Raw genomic sequence first — 15,771 nt, forward strand, 5'->3', positions numbered from 1 at the left:
ATTCGGTACATGAGTGGTCAACCGGCGAAGACCCCGCAGGGGCGGATGACGAGGGACGCGATCGTCGACGCGGCGGCGGAGCTGATGTACGTCCACGGCGTCGCCGGGACGAGCGTCGACAAGGTGCTCGCGGCCAGCGGGGCCGGGAAATCGCAGATGTACCACTACTTCAAGAACAAGGATCAGCTCGTCGAAGCGGTCATCACCCGCTTCCTCGAAAACATCCTCGGCAACCAGCCGACCATCTTCGAGCTGCACGACTGGGCCGATTTCGACCAGTGGGCCAGGGAGATCCTGGCCATCCAGACCACGCCCAAGGGGCCGATCGCCTGCCCGCTGGGCAACCTCACCGGCGAACTCGGCGACGACCCCAAGATGGCGCCGCTGCTGGACAAGGCCTACCGCGAATGGGAGTCACATCTCCAGCGCGGCCTGGAATCGTTGCGAGAACAGGGAAAACTGGTCGAAGGCGCCGACCCGGCGAGGCTCGCACAGGCCGCGCTGACCTGTGTGCAGGGCGGCCTGCTGATGGCCCACCTGCGCCACGACGTCACGCCGATCGCCGACGCGCTCAAGATCGCCCTGGACCACCTGAGGAGTCACGCTCGCCCGTGAGCGCGCCGACCTCGTCGGCGAGCGCGTCGAGCACCTTCGCCACCGCGGGCCGCGAAGACGCGCCGAGCCGGTAGACCGCCTCCACGTGCCGGGCCGCCTTGATCCCGGCGAGCGGACGGCAGACCAGACCGCTGCCGCGCCGAGTGTCCATTGTGTACCGGGGAAGAAGCGCGATCCCGTGCCCGGCGGCGACGAGCCGTTCGGTGATGCGGAAGTCGTTGATGCGCTGGACCACCTGCGGCCGCACCCCGGTGCGGATGATCAGCGACTGGAGGATGTCGTCCACCGGGAAGCCGGCGTTGACGCTGATCCAGCGTTCGTCGGCCAGTTCGGCGAGTTCGATACGGCGGCGCTTCGCGAGCCGGTGCCCCGCGGGGAGCGCGACGTCGAGCGGTTCCCGCAGCAGATGCCGGGTCTCCAGCCGGTCCGAGCCGAGCGACGGCGCGTGCTCGTCCCGGTGCGCCACCACGATGTCGTAATCCGCGACGAGGCCGGGGACCTCCGGCGGGGTCATGTCGACGTCGCGCACGATGACGTCCAGCCCGTCGAATTCCGCCGTCCGGTGCAGCAGGCCGGGCAGCAGCATCAGCCCGGCGGACTGGAAGATCGCCACCCGGACCCGGCCGCGCGGGGCACTGCGGTAAGTGTCCAATTCGGACTCCGCCCGCTCCAGTGCGGCGAGCACGTCGTCCGCGCGGGCGACCAGCGCGCGGCCCGCGTCGGTCAGCCGCAGGCCGCGTCCGGCCGGTTCCGTCAGCGCGAGACCGACGTCACTCTGCAAGGCGCGCAGCTGCTGGGAGACCGCGGACGGCGTGCAGTGCAACGCTTTCGCGGCCGCCGTCACGCTGCCGCGATCGGCGAACTCCCGCAGGGTCCGCAACCGGCCGATGTCCATACCGCCAGCATATGTGAAGCCGAACTGAACGATCGCTGCAAATATTCTCGCTGGTCCTAAATGGTCGTTCCACGTAAGAGTGAAGACATGCCCGCCCGCGATCGTCTGCTCGCCCTGTTCGTCGCCGTCCTCTGGGGTTGCAACTTCCTCGCCATCCACGCCACCCTCGGCCAGTTCCCGCCCGTCTTCGCCGGCGGGCTGCGTTTCGCGGTCATCGCGATCCCGACGATCCTGTTCGTCCCGTGGCCGAAGGTGAAGATCCGCCACCTGCTCGGCTACGGGCTGGGCTTCGGCACCGGGCAGTTCGTGTTCCTCTTCATCGCGATGGACACCGGCATGCCGACCGGTCTCGCGTCGCTCGTGCTGCAGGCGTCGGCCCCGTTCACCGTGCTGCTCGGCGCCGTCTTCCTCCGCGAACGCGTGTCCGGACGGCAGCTCGCCGGGATCCTGCTCGCCGTCGCCGGAATGGCGACGATCGCCTGGCAGCAGGCCGGGAACGCCGCCCTGCTGCCGGTGATCCTGACCCTGCTCGGCGCGCTGAGCTGGGCGTTCGGCAACCTGAGCACCCGGCAGGCGGCACCGGACAATCCGCTGAATTTCGTCCTCTGGATGTCCGTGGTGCCGCCGCTGCCGATGTTCGCGCTGTCGCTGGTGATGGAGGGCCCCGCCGAGATCGGGCACTCGCTGAGCACGCTCGGCACGACGACCGGGCTGATCGGGCTCGGCGGCCTCGCCTACGTCGTGGTGTTCGGCACGATCGTCGGCTCCGGGATCTGGACGTCGCTGATGCGCCGCAACCCGGCGGGCGTGGTCGCGCCGTTCTCCCTGCTGGTGCCGGTGGTCGGGCTGTCGATGGCGTTCCTGGTCCTCGACGAGCGGCCTTCGCCGGTGGAGATCGTCGCGGCGGCCGTGGTCATCGGCGGCGTCCTGTTCGGTTCGACGAAACGCCGCGTGCGCGAGCCGGATTTCCTCGCCGAAGCCGAAACGCCTCAGCCCACTGGCGTGCGGTGAGCCGTTTGGGCACGACGTCCCGGCCGGGCCTGGTGAACACCTGCCGCACGAAGTCCTGGTAGCCCTCACGATCCGCGTCGCCGACGAGCGGCCGCTCACGCCGGGCCATGGTGAGCAGACCGCCGTCGACGCCCGGCCTCGGGCGGAACGCCTCCGCGGGCACCCGGCCCGCCAGCCGGAAGTCGAACCACGGCCACCACTGCGCGGTCATCATGGTCGCGCCACCGACCCCGGCCCGGCGGCGCGCCACCTCCCACTGCATGAGCAGGACGGCGTCCGTCCACCCGGGAGCGGCGAGGACGTGGCGCAGGGTCGCGGTGGTCAGGTGGAACGGCAGGTTCCCGACCAGCACATGGGGTGTCTTCGGCAACGGGAACCGCAGGAAGTCCGCGGTGACGATCTTCGTCGGCGGCTGGACGCGGCCCGCCAGCCGGGCGGTGCGGCGGTCGTCGATTTCGACGCCGGTCAGTGGCCTGCCGAGCTGTTCCAACGGCAGGGTGAGGGCGCCATCGCCCGTGCCGAATTCGATGATCGGCCCGGTCGTGCCGTCGACGAGCTTCACGACGGTTTCGATGATGGTCCGGTCGATGAGGAAGTTCTGGCCGAGTTCATGACGGCCAGGACGCTGTGTGCGCAAGGGATCTCCGCGGCTTCGAGGTGAGCCGGGCAGCACGAGGCTCGCCCGGCGATGACTCGCTCGGGCGGCGGTTCCTTGCCGAAAGCCGGGAATCCGCCGCTAGGCGCGGCGGATCCGGGTGAACGCGGGGGCACACATGGCGGCGAAGCTACCTCGGAGCGGCGGCCTCCCGCCAACGGTTTTCTACGCGCCGATCCGGCTGGTGCCGAGATGCTCGACCGGACCGGACAGCGCGGCCTTGACCCGGCGGGTGAGGTCGTCGGTGAGCACCTCGGTCTCGCCCTTTTCGAGGCCGTCGACGACCTGGCGGGCGACGTCGCGAGGGTCGTTCTTGGGGATGTCGAGGCCCTGGGTCATGTCGGTGTCGGTGTAGCCGAGGTGAACGCCGACCACCTGAGTGCCCTGCTCGGCGAACTCGATGCGGAGCGAATTGGTGAGCGACCAGAACGCCGCCTTCGACGCGCCGTACGAGCCCGAGCCCGCCGCCCACGACAGGACCGAATGCACGTTGACCAGCGCCCCGCCATCCTTGAGCTGCGGCGCAAACGCTTGCGCGACGCGCAGCGCGCCGAAGACGTTCGTCTCGAAGACCGGCCGGTGCGCTTCGACGCCGTCGTTCAACAGCGAGCCGAGCCCGAGGACGCCGGCGTTGTTGAAGACGATCGTGGCGTCGCTCGCGTTCGCGGCCAGCGCGCGGACGGATTCCGGGTCGGTGACGTCGAGCGGGAGCGGGACGATCCGCGGATCGGTCTCCTCGCGCGGCGACCTGGCCGTCGCGTAGATCTTCGCGGCGCCGCGGTCGAGCAGTTCGGCGACGAACGCCTTGCCGAGCCCGCGCTGCCCGCCGGTGACCAGGACGACGGCGCCTTCGATGGAGGTCATGACTTGCTCCTTGACAGAAGTGTTCGGCTTTTGCCTCTGTCGTCAGCATGGCGACGCGACTCGACAGAGTCAAGTACGCTTGACCTATGTCATGGACCGCGACGGACCGATACCGGTTACGCACCGCCCCCTCGGGGCTGGCGCTCGTTCAGGACTTCCTCAACACCAAGGCGATCAAGACGTACGGCCTCGACCTGCTGAGCGACGCCGACCTGGCGCGACCTTGGGCCACCGAGGCACTGGCGGAATGGTCGCGAGCCCGGGACTCCGCGGCTCCCGAGATCTCGCTGGGTCCAGGCGACCTTCGCGCGCTACGCGACCTTCGAGCATCGTTCGTTTCGCTCGTGGACGGCGGCGAAACGGACCTCGGCAAGCCGATCAAGGCGGACCTCGACCTGCGCGACGGCGTCGTCCGGCTGTTCCCGTCCGGCACCGGACGACAGTGGCTCGCTTCGGCGCTGTGGACGGAAACACTGCTCGCGCAGCAGGCCGGGATCTGGTCGCGGCTGAAACTGTGCCGGCTCGACGGCTGCCGTTCGGCCTTCTACGACGTCTCGCGCAACAACAGCGGCGTCTGGCACGACGTGCGCACCTGCGGGAACGTCGCGAACCTGCGGGCGGCGCGGGAGCGGAAGAAGGCGCTCAGCCCAACGACGCCAGCGCCGACGGAATAGGGATCTCCCCGCCGATGACGTCGAAACCCTGATTCTCGGCGAGCGGTTCTTCCAGCGTGGCGACCAGGACGGCGGCGACGTCGGCGCGGGAGACGCGGCCCGGTTCGAGATGACCGGCGATCTTGACGTGGCCGGTGGGCTGGTCGTCGGTGAGCGTGCCGGGCCGGACGATCGTCCAGTTCAGGCTCGAACGGCGCAGGACACTGTCGGAGATCTGCTTCGCCATCAGGATCGACCGCACCAGGCGATCACCCTGATCCGGTGAATCCGCGAACTGCGCGGAAAGCTGCACGAACCGCGAGACCCCCGCCTTCTCCGCCGCGCGGATGGCGGTCATCACGCCGTCACGGTCGACGAGGTCGACCGAGGCCTGGTCGGGATCGGGCGCGCCGATCGCGCTGATCACCACTTCGGACCCGGCGAGCGCCTCGACGAGATCGTCCGCGTCGGCGGTGACGTCCGCGACCACGGTCTCGGCGCCGAGCCCGGCGACCTGCTCGGCGCGGCGGCGGCTGCGCAGGCCCGCCCGCACCTGATGTCCCCGCCCCCGCAGGAGCCGGACCACGTGGATCCCCGTCCGCCCCGACGCTCCCAGCACTGTGACCCGCATGACAGAGAGTCTGCCCGAAGGCCACGCTCCCCGCATTTAGTCCTCTGAATGCGGAAGTACATGAAGGCCCCCTTCCTGTACCTAGGCGCAAGGAAGGGGGCCTTCACGTACTTCACCAAAGCTGGGGCTAGAGGATCTCCGCCGCCGAGCCGACGTCCGGCAGTCCGCCGACGTCGGGGTTCAGCTCCCCGGCCTCGACGAGTTCCGCCTTGACCTCGTGCGGTTTGATCCGCCCGTCGCGGATGTCCTCCGCGTAGTGGCACGCGACCCGGTGCCCGGTGCCGATCTCCCGCAGCTGCGGGCGGTCGGTGTCGCACAGGCTCTGCTGCTTCCACGGGCACCGCGTGTGGAACCGGCAGCCGGACGGCGGCCGCGCCGGCGAGGGCAGGTCACCGGCGAGCAGGATCTGCTCGCGGCTGTCCTCCACCGTCGGATCCGGCACGGGGATCGCCGACAGCAGCGCCCGCGTGTACGGGTGCAGCGGGTTCTCGTACAGCGTGTCCGCGTCGGCCTCTTCGACCAGCGAGCCGAGGTACATCACGCCGATGCGGTCGGAGATGTGACGCACCACCGCGAGGTCGTGCGCGATCACCAGGTACGTCAGCCCGAGCTTCTCCTGCAGATCCTCCAGGAGGTTGACCACCTGCGCCTGCACCGAGACGTCCAGCGCGGACACCGGTTCGTCGGCGACGATCAGGTCCGGCTCGACCGCCAAAGCCCGCGCGATGCCGATGCGCTGACGCTGACCGCCCGAGAACTCGTGCGGGTACTTCCGCAGCGAGGACTCCGGAAGCCCCACGGCGGCAAGGAGTTCGCGCAGCCGCTTGGCCGTCGCCTCCTTGTCCTTGGCGAGGCCGTGCGCCTTCATCCCTTCGGTCAGAATGGATTCCACCGACTGCCGAGGGTCCAAAGAGGACATCGGGTCCTGGAACACCATCTGCATCCGGCGGCGGGCCTTGCGCAGTTCCTCGCCCTTGAGCCCGGCGACGTCGGTGCCGTCGAAGACGACCTTGCCGTCGGTCAGCTCGGTCAGCCGGAGGATCGCCCTGCCCAAAGTGGACTTCCCGCAGCCGGATTCCCCGACCAGACCGTAGGTTTCACCCCGGCGGATGGCCAGATCGACGCCGTCGACGGCGAACACGTGCCCGACCGTGCGGTCGACCACGATGCCGCGTTTGATCGGGAAGTGCACCTTGAGGTCGTCGACCTCCAGGAGCACGTCCTGCGGCGGTACCGTTTGGGTCATCGGGCCCCTCCTCGTGCGGCCACGGCCGGGATCACCGGGTTGTGGCAGCGCAGCAGCCCGTTGCGATCCGGGGTCAGCTGCGGTGAAACCTCCCGGCACACGCCGAGAGCGTTCGGGCAGCGGGGCGCGAACGCGCAGCCGCCGTCCCACGGGATGTTGTCGGCGACGGATCCCTTGATGGGGATCAGTTTCTCGCCGCGGCCCGCGTCGAGACGCGGGATCGAGGCGAGCAGGCCGTGCGTGTAGGGATGCCGCGGCTCGGCGAACAACGCGTGCCGCTCCGCGCGCTCGACGATCTTGCCGCCGTAGAGCACGTTGACCTGGTCGCAGAGACCGGCGACGACACCTAGGTCGTGCGTGATCATGATCAGCGCGGTCCCGGTGTCCTGCACCAGTTCCCGCAGCAGCGCGAGGATCTGCGCCTGGATCGTCACGTCGAGCGCGGTGGTCGGCTCGTCGGCGATGAGCAGCCGCGGACGGCACGCCAGCGCGATCGCGATCAGCGCGCGCTGCCGCATCCCGCCGGAAAGCTGGTGCGGGTACTCGGAAAGCCGCCGTGTCGGGTCGGGGATGCCGACCTTGTCCAGCAGTTCCGCCGCTTCCACCGACGCCGCCTTGCGCGCCATCCCGCGGTGCCGTTCCAGCACCTCGGTGATCTGCAGCCCGATCGGGATGACCGGGTTCAGCGAGGACAGCGGGTCCTGGAACACCATGCCGAGATCGCGACCCCGGCGGTCCCGCATTTCCTTGTCCGACAGGCGAAGCAGATCCGCGCCTTCGAACGACACGGAACCACTGACCTGGTTGCCGCGCTTCGCGAGCAGCCGCATGATCGCCAGCGAGGTCACGGACTTGCCGCAACCGGACTCGCCGACGAGACCGACCGTCTGGCCGGGTTCGACGTCGAAACTGACCTCGTCCACCGCGGTGAACGGCTTCTCGCCGCGCCGGGAGAAAACGACCTTGAGGTCGCGTACTTCAAGGAGAGCCATGAAAGATCACCGCCTGTTCTTCGGATCGAGGGCTTCCCGCAAGGACTCGCCGAGCAGCGTGAACCCGAGCGCGACGATGATGATCGCGATGGCCGGGTAGTACGCCAGCTCGGGACGGATGTCGAGGAACTGCCGAGCGCTGCGGCTCAGCATGATGCCCCATTCCGCCCGGTTCGGGTCCGGGTCGCCGAGACCGAGGAACGACAGTGCCGCCGCCTCGAGGATCGCGGTGGCCAGGGTCAGCGTGGCCTGCACGATGACCGGGCCGAGCGAGTTGGGCAGCATGTGCCGCAACACGATCGCGCCGCGTTTGACGCCGAGCGACGTCGCCGCGAGCACATGGTCGCTGTTTCTCTGCGCGAGCATCGAACCGCGCAGCAACCGCGCGAAGATCGGCACGCCGACCATCGACACGGCCACGATCACGGTCCACTGGCTCGGCTTCTGGAACAGCGCGGCGACCGAGATCGCCAGCAGCAGCGACGGCACGGACAGCATGACGTCGACGAGGCGCATCAGCACCGTGTCGACCCAGCCGCCGAAGGCACCGGCGAGACCGCCGATGATCATGCCGACCACGACGCCGATGATCGTCGCGAGCACACCGACCAGCAGCGTGTTCTGCGCGCCGACCAGCAGCCGCGAAAGGTAGTCGCGACCGAAGTCGTCGACACCGAGCGGGAAACCGGCCTGGGCGCCGGGGATGATGCCCTGGCCGAGGATGACCTCGCTCTGCAGGTACCGCTCGTACGGGTCCTTCGGCGCGATGAACGGCGCCAGGATCGCCAGCAGCAGGAACAGCAGGGTGATCACGCCACCGGTGATCGCGACCGGGCTCCGCAGCATGCGGCGGAGCGCCTCGCCACCGAGGCTGTGCCCCTTCGCCGACGTCGCGGCGAGCTTGTCGATCGGTTCCTTCTTCTTGTTCAGCAATGTGTTCATCGGACACGCACCCTCGGGTCGATGAGCCCGTACGAGATATCGACCAGCGTGTTCACCAGCACGTAGACGAGCGCGCCGAACAGCAGCAGCGCCTGCAGACGCGGGTAGTCACGCCGTTCGATGCCCTCGGCGAGCAGGAAGCCCAGGCCGCGGAAGTTGAACACGCGCTCGGTCAGCACGGCGCCACCGAGCAGCGCGCCGGTCTGCAGGCCGATGACGGTGACCACCGGCAGGAGCCCGTTGCGGAGCACGTGACGGCGCCGGACGATCGGCTGGGTCAGGCCCTTCGAGTTCGCCGTGCGGATGAAGTCCTCGTTCAGCACGTCCAGCACCGACGCGCGGGTGATCCGGACGATCACCGCGAGCGGGATGGTGGCGAGCGCGAACGCGGGAAGGATCAGGTGGGTGATCGCGTCCCAGGCGGCGTCCCATTCCTGGGTGATGATGCCGTCGAAGACCGCGAAGCCGGTGACGGTGGTGGCGTCGAGACCCGCCATCTGACGGCCCTGCGACGGAAGTCCGAGCGGAGCGGCCAGCGCGTCCTGCATCATGTAGCCGAGGAAGAACACCGGCACCGCGACCCCGACCAGCGAGAGCACGATGATGATGTTGTCGACGGCACCGCCGCGGAAGCGGGCGGACAGGTAGCCGAACGGGATGCCGAGCCCCACCGCGATGAGCATCGCGCAGAAGCCGAGCTCGAGGGTGGCGGGCAGGAAGTTCCCGATCTCCGACATGACCGGCTGGGCGGAGACCAGCGAGTTGCCGAAGTCGCCGGTGATCGCCCGGCCGAGGAACTTGAAGTACTGGACGAAGATCGGATCGTCGAGGCCGAGAAGCTTGTTCAGGTCGGCGATCTTCTCCGGGGTCGCCTTGTCACCCAGGAGGGCGCCGGCGGGGCCACCGGGCAGGGACCGGAGCCAGGCGAAGATCAAAATGGACAGGATCAAGAGCGTCGGTATCGCTTGTAGCAGCCGACGCACGAGAAAACGGAGCACGTGCGTTCCTTTGTTGCCAGCCCGGGATGGACTTCAGGGGGTGGGCGCGGTAGCACCCACCCCCTGAGCCACTAGTGGTGGAGGATCAGTTGACCGTGACGGTGTAGAAGCGCTCGTCGGTCAGCGGGCTGGCCACCAGACCCTTCACCTTCGGGCCGACGACGATCGCCGGGGGGCCGTAGGAGATCGGGATGGCGGGCAGGTACTCCATGATCTTCTGGTTCACTTCCTGGTACGCCTTGGTGTGCGCCTCGCCGGCGGGCGCGGCGTCCGCGGCCGAGATGGCCGAGAACAGCGCCGAGTCGTTGAAGCCGAACTCCGGCTTCTCGCGACCGAAGAAGGTGCCCACGAAGTTGCCGGCGTCGTTGTAGTCACCGGTCCAGCCGAGCAGGTGCACGTCGTGCTTGCCCGCCTTCTGGACGTCGTCCTTGTAGCCACCGTTCCACGGCTTGGCGATCGGCTCGACCTTGATGCCCATGGCCTTCATGTCCTCGGACAGCGAGGTGAAGATGTCCGCCGGGTTCGGCATGTACGGCCGGGTGACCTCGGTCGGGTAGTAGAACTTCAGGGTCATGCCCTCGGCGCCGGCTTCCTTCAGCAGGTCTTTCGCCTTCTGAAGGTTGTAGTCGTACTTGGTGACGTTCTCGTTGTAGCCGTCGATCGCCTTCGGCACGAACTGGGTCGCGGTCTCGGCGCCCTCGGGGAGCTTCGACTTCACGAACTGGGCGCGGTTGAGGCCATAGGCCAGCGCCTGACGGACCTTGAGGTCCTTCAGCTTCGGGTTGTTCTTCTGGTTGATGCCCAGGTACAGGATGTTGAACGACGGGCGGATGAGCACCTGCTCGCCGTCGTTGCGCAGCAGGCCGTAGTCCGCGGGCGACGGGTAGTCGTAGCCCTGGATGTCGCCGGCCTTGAGCGCCTGCTTGCGGGCGTTCTCGTCCGGGATGACCTTGAAGACCAGCTTGTCGAGCTTGGCCGTCTGGGTCGGCGAGTCGGTGGCCTTGGAGAGCGTGATCTCACCCTTGGCCTGGTCCCAGCTCTCGAACTTGAACGGGCCGGTGCCGGTCGGGTGCTTCAGCGCGTACTCCGGGTAGGAGAACGAGTCACCGCTCTGGGTGACCTGGTCCGCGTTGTACTTCTTCAGCGCGTCCGGGCTCTGGATCGAGAACGACGGCAGCGTGAAGGCGGCCGGGAAGGCACCCTTGGCCTTGTTCAGGTTCAGGACGGCGGTCGACTCGTCCTTGACCTGGCAGTCCTTGAACACCGGGGCGCCGGAGGCGTCACCCTCGTTCTTGGCGAAGCCCTCGAAGACGTCGCCGTAGTAGATCATCTGGCTCTGGGCGGCGGCGCCCTTCATGTTGAACATGCGGTTGAAGTTGAAGCAGACCGCTTCGGCGTTGAACGGGGTGCCGTCGTGGAACTTCACGCCCTTCTTCAGGCTGAAGGTCCAGGTCTTGCCTTCGTTGCTGCCTTCCCACTTCTCCGCCAGGCCGGGCTCGAGGTCCGCGGTCCCCGGCTTGTTCATGATCAGGGTGTCCATCATCTGGCGGATGATGCGGAAGGTCTCACCGTCGTCGTTGAAGAGCGGGTCGAAAGTCTTCGGGTTACCGGCGGCACCGAAGACCATGGTGCCTCCCGAGCCACCCCCTGCGCCTTCTTCACGCTTCGATTCGGCACAGGCGGAAATGGAGACCGCGAGTGCGCCGGCAAGCCCGATCAGGGCCACACGGCGTGCTCGGGTCACCCGCAGTTGCTGCATCTGGCACCCCTTGAGGAGATTTTCGGTGTTTAGGCACCGTCCGGTCGGTCGGTAACTCGAACTCCACGGACGATCGGTGTGCCCGCCGACACTAGCGGGAACTCAGCCCGCACTTAAGCACGCGAGGTTACGATCGCGCTACACGACGGCCAATACGACCGCAAAGTGTCCGCAATTCCGGACGGAGTGTAATCAATTCCCGACCACTAACGCGCAGAGTGCCGGGTCACTGACTCAAATGGGTGTCCACCACTACAACCAATGGGTGCCGGAGGAAACAGGACATCGGCAGGACATTGGGCCGCACTCACGTGATCGAAGGCGGAACTCGCGTGATCAGAGGCGGAACACCCGAGTGCGGCCTTCAATCACGCGAGTCACGTCCCTGATCACGCGAGTCACGCCTCCGCTCACGCTGCGCCTTGTGTGTCCAGTCCGTGAAGGCCTCCTTGAGGGACTCAGGGTCCCTCAAGGAGGCCTTCACGGACTTCGGACCCGCAGGTACATGGGCTACAGGATTGGCTCTGACCATCTGTGCCGAACGGCGGTTTCGCGTGATTGATCGGACGGCACGTGTGATCCGACGGACGACACACGTGACCAGATGGACGACTCGCGGCGGAGCTTGACCGGGCTCGTGTCGTCCGTCCAGACACGCGCGTCGTCCTCTGGATCACGCGTGTCGTCCGTCCAATCACGCGAAACCGCCGTCCTCACCACTCGCGGGGGGTGACCACACGATCGGCCGCGGCCCTGGTCCCGTCGACGGCGAACCACCCGCGCTCGAACAGCTGCCAGCGCCGCAGTTCCGCCCTCGATCCCTCGCCGTCCCGCTCGGCGGCACGGTCGAGACGTTCCGCTTCACTGCCGCCATCGAGCCAGGTCAGCAGGGACAACGAGGGCCGCATCCGCGCGCGGCCACTGGAAACGCCTTCCAGCACCAAAACCTCGGGGACCGGGATTTCGACCTCTTCACCCGGCAGCGGGACGCCGGTGGACCAGTCCACTCGCCGGTAGCGACCGGGCCTGCCCGCGCGCAGCGGTTCCAGCACGCCGGTCTCCAGCCGCGGCCACCACGAAACGGGTTCGTCCCAGGTGGCGAACTCGTCGGTGCTCACCAGCGCCACCCGGGCACCGCGACCGGCGAGTTCCGCCACGATCTTCCTGGCCAGCGTGGACTTCCCGGAGCCGGAAGGGCCGTCGACGGCGAGTACGCGGACGGCGCCCAACCTCGGCGGGGCGGCGAAAAGGGCGTCGATCAGCGTGCGCGTGCGGGGCTCACTTCGGGGAGCCCTTTGACGTTGTCGGGCGTGGCCGTCCGCGCTTCGAGCGCGGCGACGCGTTCTTCCAGGTCACGCTGGGCGTCGGCGAGTTCGCAGCGGAGCAGCGCGATCTCCTCGACGGAGGTCCGGACCTCTTCTTCGAGGTGACCGACCTCGGTCGACAGATGCAACGCGACCAGTGCCAGCACGACACCGGCCAAGAGGAATACGAAGTTCGACGGCGTCTGCACGCCGGTTATCCGCGCCAGGAAGTCGGCGGCCTGCGGAACGAGGGCGAGCACGACCACGCCGACGGCGAGGACGAGCCAAACACCCGCGTACTTTTCCCGCAGTTTCCGCCGCCGCATCATCTCGAGGACGACGAACAGCACCAGACAGGCGACGACGATGCTGAGAATGCGCCAGCCAGCCATAATCAGCTCCTTTTACGCCGAATCCGACGAGTCGACGGCGGGGCGGCGGCGCACGAGCGCCAGCAGCAGGGCGAGTCCGGCGCGGCCGAGGTAGACGGCCGATTTCACCGGAGAATGGCTCGGTGTGCCACCGGCCCGTTCCCGCATGATCACCGGGATTTCCTTGATCTTCAGTTCGGCGCGGATCGCCATCACCAGCGATTCGACCGTGTCGCCGAGGTATTCGGCCGGGTAGTACGCGGCGAACAGTTTGATCGCGCGCGGGCCCATCGCCTTGAACCCGGAGGTCACGTCGGTGAGCTTGGTCTTCCCGAGCCGGGAGAAAACGAGCGAGAGCACGACCATCGCGTATTTCCGCGGGCCGCTGGCCTTGTACGAACCCTTGCCGGCGAACCGCGAACCGATCGCGATGTCGGCGTCGTCGAGCGCGTCCAGCAGGGCGGCGACCTCGTCCGGATCGTGCTGGCCGTCCGCGTCCACCTGCACGACGACGTCGTAGCCGCGGGCGGCCGCGTACCGGAAGCCGGTGCGCATCGCCCCGCCGACGCCGAGGTTCACCGACAGGCGGGCCACCTCCGCGCCCGCGGCGCGGGCGAGCTTGGCCGTGTCGTCGGACGAACCGTCGTCGACCACCAGCACGTCCATGCCCGGCAAGGACTGCTTGACCTGGGAAATGACCGCGCCGACACTGGCCTGCTCGTTCAAGGCAGGCATCACGATGAGTACGCGGCGGGTGGTCACGGACGTACTGGACACTGGATCACTCTATCTTCTTACTGGCCGTGAGCGGTGTCGGACCCGGCGGGGACGCCGGAGGCGACCACACCTTGCTGACCTTCGATTTCGTAAACCGACGCGTCGAGGTTGTGGAAGACGCGCTTGAAACCCGGAGTGATGTCGAGCCGCTGGAGGCCCACCGCGGACTGCGCGTTGGGGGCCACCTTGCCCTTGCCGACCAGCACGTAGCGCACCTTGAGATCGGTGAGCGCCTCGCGCACGCGCGGCTCGCGGTTGATGTCGTTGAGGAACACGCTGAGCCAGCCCGCCTTGGTGGTGAACTCGGCGCCGTAGTTCGTCCACTCGACCGGCTGAACCCCGGCGAGCGCGTACATCCACACCGAGCCGTCGGCCTTGTCGTTCATCACGCGCTCGCCCGGCACGACGTGCTTCCCGAGCCAGGCGTAGGCCTCTTCCTCGCCCTTGCTGACCGAGGGGCCCTCCGTGCCGTAGTTCATCGCGAGCCGCGCGGAGTTGCGGCCGATGTACCCGCCTCGGCTCAGCACGGTGACCACGAGACCGACCACGAGCGCGCCCGCGATGGCCGCGGTGACCGGGTTCAGGTTCGGTTTCCGCTCGCCGATCTTCTCGGCGAACTTGCCCGACGCGGTGTGCACGAACTCGCCGAACGCGACGGCGCCTGCCAGCGGCACGAGCGCGCCGATCCGCCAGTGGTCGTTGTAGAACACGCCGGTCAGGGTGTGGATGAGCGGGGTCTCCAGCGAGATCGTCGCGGCGAACAGGCCGCCGAGGACCACGTACGCGCCGACCATCCAGAGCATCCGCCGGTGCTTGACCAGGAAGAACACGCCGATGATCGCCGGGATGCCGATCCACCACTGCGGGAACGACGCCATCGGCGAGAACGTGATCGTCTGCCCGAGCGCGCCGGACACGCTGGTCTCCGAGGCCCAGAACGCGCTCGTCACGCCGCCGGCGTTGTAGAGCGCGGGAAGGACCTGTGGCACGCCGAGCACGACCGCCATCACGATCGTCGCGATCAGCGAGGCGGCGCTGCGGCGCCAGCCGATCTTCTCGAAGCGGAACAGCACCGCGAGCAGGATCAGCAGGAAGTAGACCATGATCACGAAGATCAGGCTGGTGTGCAGGCCGGCCAGCCCGGCGACGCCGACGCCGATCGCGAGCGGTCCGGCGACGCCGTTCGGCTTGAGCAGCAGGCGGGCGAGCGCGAGCATCGCGGGCACGAGCGCCACGCCGGCGACGTACGGCCACAGCGGGCCGCGCCACAGCGAGTCGTACGGGAACGCGGTGAACCAGGTGGACACGGCCGCCGCGGCCGCGGTCGCGAGGACCGGCATCCGCCAGGCGCGGCACATCGCCGCGACCCCGACCGGGACGGTCAGCACGACCATGAGCGCCGCCAGGTTCAGCGTCGGCATCATCGTCAGGCCGCCCTTGCCGAAGACCAGGGCGAGCAGCGCGTGGTAGGTGTCCGGGTAGAAGTAGTCGGTCTGGTTCGGCAGGTTCGCGATGGTGCCGACGGTCGACGCGCGCGCGTCACCGTGTTCGGCGATCCAGCGCACGAGGTTGCCGTGGAACGGGGCGTCCCAGCCCTGCTGGACGTTCTCCAGGCTGTGGGAGCCGCGCAGGAAGGTCACCGTGCCGACGCCGAGACCGACCAGGACACCGGCACCGATCAGCAGGTGGTCGCGCAGGGAACGCTTCGATTCGTCGTCGTCTTCGTCCTCGGCCCAGTCCGGGTGACGCTTCGCGGTGAAGCGGAGCACGAGGAAAGAGAGCGCGAAACCGACGACGGACAGCAGGAGCACCCACAGGCCGACGTTCAGCATCGTCCAGCGGATGCCGAAGCGGCCGAGGATCGGGATGCCGATGGCGACGAGGCCGAAGGTCAGCAGCGGGGCCGCGGCGGCGAGGGTCCAGCCGCGCAACCGGATCGCGGCACCGAAGACGAGCCCCGGCAGCCAGAACGCCAGCAAGACCAAAAGAACGTTCATCGAATTCGCTGTCCAACCCTATTCGGCGTCAAGACGCCACCCGCTCGCGGCGCGCGATGGC

Annotated in this window: 16 protein-coding genes; 3 read left to right on the forward strand and 13 right to left on the reverse strand. The window is 68.1% G+C overall.

Annotation, left to right across the window (positions count from 1 at the left end):
* Nucleotides 1-9: 9 nt before the first annotated feature.
* The gene (locus tag AJAP_RS39420) at nucleotides 10-615 is read left to right on the forward strand and encodes a TetR/AcrR family transcriptional regulator (RefSeq protein ID WP_038521155.1); all 606 of its coding nucleotides are present in this window, start codon (nucleotides 10-12) and stop codon (nucleotides 613-615) included.
* Here the strand turns inward: AJAP_RS39420 and AJAP_RS39425 are convergent.
* Complete coding sequence (locus AJAP_RS39425; protein ID WP_038521157.1) at nucleotides 572-1,510, reverse strand: LysR family transcriptional regulator; 939 nt, start codon at nucleotides 1,508-1,510, stop codon at nucleotides 572-574. The two genes, AJAP_RS39420 and AJAP_RS39425, sit on opposite strands and share 44 nt — an antisense overlap.
* Before the next feature lie 87 nt (nucleotides 1,511-1,597).
* On the opposite strand from AJAP_RS39425, the gene AJAP_RS39430 reads away from it, so the two are divergent.
* The gene (locus tag AJAP_RS39430; protein WP_038521160.1) at nucleotides 1,598-2,521 is read left to right on the forward strand and encodes an EamA family transporter; all 924 of its coding nucleotides are present in this window, start codon (nucleotides 1,598-1,600) and stop codon (nucleotides 2,519-2,521) included.
* On the opposite strand, the gene erm is transcribed toward AJAP_RS39430, so the two are convergent.
* The gene (erm, locus tag AJAP_RS39435) at nucleotides 2,424-3,158 is read right to left on the reverse strand and encodes a 23S ribosomal RNA methyltransferase Erm (RefSeq protein WP_038521164.1); all 735 of its coding nucleotides are present in this window, start codon (nucleotides 3,156-3,158) and stop codon (nucleotides 2,424-2,426) included. The two genes, AJAP_RS39430 and erm, sit on opposite strands and share 98 nt — an antisense overlap.
* A 183-nt stretch (nucleotides 3,159-3,341) precedes the next feature.
* On the reverse strand, nucleotides 3,342-4,040 hold the full coding sequence (locus AJAP_RS39440) for an SDR family oxidoreductase (RefSeq protein WP_038521166.1): 699 nt from the start codon (nucleotides 4,038-4,040) through the stop codon (nucleotides 3,342-3,344).
* Between the two features lie 86 nt (nucleotides 4,041-4,126).
* Here AJAP_RS39440 and AJAP_RS39445 point away from each other — a divergent pair, with 86 nt between their 5' ends.
* A complete protein-coding gene (locus AJAP_RS39445) occupies nucleotides 4,127-4,714 on the forward strand; it encodes a CGNR zinc finger domain-containing protein (protein ID WP_038521169.1) in 588 nt (195 codons plus the stop codon).
* Here the strand turns inward: AJAP_RS39445 and AJAP_RS39450 are convergent.
* The 10 genes from AJAP_RS39450 to AJAP_RS39495 form a co-directional block, all read right to left on the reverse strand.
* On the reverse strand, nucleotides 4,683-5,324 hold the full coding sequence (locus tag AJAP_RS39450) for an SDR family oxidoreductase (protein ID WP_038521172.1): 642 nt from the start codon (nucleotides 5,322-5,324) through the stop codon (nucleotides 4,683-4,685). The genes AJAP_RS39445 and AJAP_RS39450 overlap by 32 nt on opposite strands.
* A 127-nt stretch (nucleotides 5,325-5,451) precedes the next feature.
* On the reverse strand, nucleotides 5,452-6,570 hold the full coding sequence (locus AJAP_RS39455; RefSeq protein ID WP_038521175.1) for an ABC transporter ATP-binding protein: 1,119 nt from the start codon (nucleotides 6,568-6,570) through the stop codon (nucleotides 5,452-5,454).
* Entirely contained in the window at nucleotides 6,567-7,562 is a 996-nt protein-coding gene (locus AJAP_RS39460) for an ABC transporter ATP-binding protein (protein ID WP_038521178.1), read from the reverse strand. Before AJAP_RS39460 ends, AJAP_RS39455 begins: the two co-directional genes overlap by 4 nt.
* Before the next feature lie 6 nt (nucleotides 7,563-7,568).
* On the reverse strand, nucleotides 7,569-8,504 hold the full coding sequence (locus tag AJAP_RS39465) for an ABC transporter permease (RefSeq protein WP_038521181.1): 936 nt from the start codon (nucleotides 8,502-8,504) through the stop codon (nucleotides 7,569-7,571).
* The gene (locus AJAP_RS39470; protein WP_037334940.1) at nucleotides 8,501-9,502 is read right to left on the reverse strand and encodes an ABC transporter permease; all 1,002 of its coding nucleotides are present in this window, start codon (nucleotides 9,500-9,502) and stop codon (nucleotides 8,501-8,503) included. The genes AJAP_RS39465 and AJAP_RS39470 overlap by 4 nt, the downstream gene beginning before the upstream one ends.
* Nucleotides 9,503-9,587: 85 nt before the next feature.
* Complete coding sequence (locus AJAP_RS39475) at nucleotides 9,588-11,261, reverse strand: ABC transporter substrate-binding protein (RefSeq protein WP_443111205.1); 1,674 nt, start codon at nucleotides 11,259-11,261, stop codon at nucleotides 9,588-9,590.
* Nucleotides 11,262-11,974: 713 nt separating this feature from the next.
* On the reverse strand, nucleotides 11,975-12,523 hold the full coding sequence (locus AJAP_RS39480) for a uridine kinase family protein (protein ID WP_084098503.1): 549 nt from the start codon (nucleotides 12,521-12,523) through the stop codon (nucleotides 11,975-11,977).
* Nucleotides 12,520-12,957 carry a DUF2304 domain-containing protein gene (locus AJAP_RS39485; RefSeq protein WP_007035120.1) on the reverse strand — a complete coding sequence of 146 codons (438 nt, stop codon included), beginning with the start codon at nucleotides 12,955-12,957 and terminating at the stop codon, nucleotides 12,520-12,522. The genes AJAP_RS39480 and AJAP_RS39485 overlap by 4 nt, the downstream gene beginning before the upstream one ends.
* A gap of 12 nt (nucleotides 12,958-12,969) precedes the next feature.
* On the reverse strand, nucleotides 12,970-13,671 hold the full coding sequence (locus AJAP_RS39490; protein ID WP_051972890.1) for a glycosyltransferase family 2 protein: 702 nt from the start codon (nucleotides 13,669-13,671) through the stop codon (nucleotides 12,970-12,972).
* A 59-nt stretch (nucleotides 13,672-13,730) separates the two neighbouring features.
* Nucleotides 13,731-15,710, reverse strand: a complete 1,980-nt coding sequence (locus tag AJAP_RS39495; RefSeq protein WP_038521188.1) for a DUF6541 family protein — start codon at nucleotides 15,708-15,710, stop codon at nucleotides 13,731-13,733.
* Between the last annotated feature and the right edge of the window lie 61 nt (nucleotides 15,711-15,771).

This window comes from Amycolatopsis japonica (assembly GCF_000732925.1).
Taxonomy (GTDB): Bacteria; Actinomycetota; Actinomycetes; order Mycobacteriales; family Pseudonocardiaceae; genus Amycolatopsis; species Amycolatopsis japonica.

Bases quoted from the DNA above. Each gene is read 5' to 3' on its own strand.
- AJAP_RS39425 (WP_038521157.1), bottom strand. From the start codon at position 1,510: ATGGACATCGGCCGGTTGCGGACCCTGCGGGAGTTCGCCGATCGCGGC.
- AJAP_RS39440 (WP_038521166.1), bottom strand. From the start codon at position 4,040: ATGACCTCCATCGAAGGCGCCGTCGTCCTGGTCACCGGCGGGCAGCGC.
- AJAP_RS39460 (WP_038521178.1), bottom strand. From the start codon at position 7,562: ATGGCTCTCCTTGAAGTACGCGACCTCAAGGTCGTTTTCTCCCGGCGC.
- AJAP_RS39475 (WP_443111205.1), bottom strand. From the start codon at position 11,261: ATGCAGCAACTGCGGGTGACCCGAGCACGCCGTGTGGCCCTGATCGGG.
- AJAP_RS39420 (WP_038521155.1), top strand. From the start codon at position 10: ATGAGTGGTCAACCGGCGAAGACCCCGCAGGGGCGGATGACGAGGGAC.
- AJAP_RS39465 (WP_038521181.1), bottom strand. From the start codon at position 8,504: ATGAACACATTGCTGAACAAGAAGAAGGAACCGATCGACAAGCTCGCC.
- AJAP_RS39455 (WP_038521175.1), bottom strand. From the start codon at position 6,570: ATGACCCAAACGGTACCGCCGCAGGACGTGCTCCTGGAGGTCGACGAC.
- AJAP_RS39495 (WP_038521188.1), bottom strand. From the start codon at position 15,710: ATGAACGTTCTTTTGGTCTTGCTGGCGTTCTGGCTGCCGGGGCTCGTC.
- AJAP_RS39445 (WP_038521169.1), top strand. From the start codon at position 4,127: ATGTCATGGACCGCGACGGACCGATACCGGTTACGCACCGCCCCCTCG.
- AJAP_RS39490 (WP_051972890.1), bottom strand. From the start codon at position 13,671: ATGCCTGCCTTGAACGAGCAGGCCAGTGTCGGCGCGGTCATTTCCCAG.
- AJAP_RS39430 (WP_038521160.1), top strand. From the start codon at position 1,598: ATGCCCGCCCGCGATCGTCTGCTCGCCCTGTTCGTCGCCGTCCTCTGG.
- AJAP_RS39485 (WP_007035120.1), bottom strand. From the start codon at position 12,957: ATGGCTGGCTGGCGCATTCTCAGCATCGTCGTCGCCTGTCTGGTGCTG.
- AJAP_RS39450 (WP_038521172.1), bottom strand. From the start codon at position 5,324: ATGCGGGTCACAGTGCTGGGAGCGTCGGGGCGGACGGGGATCCACGTG.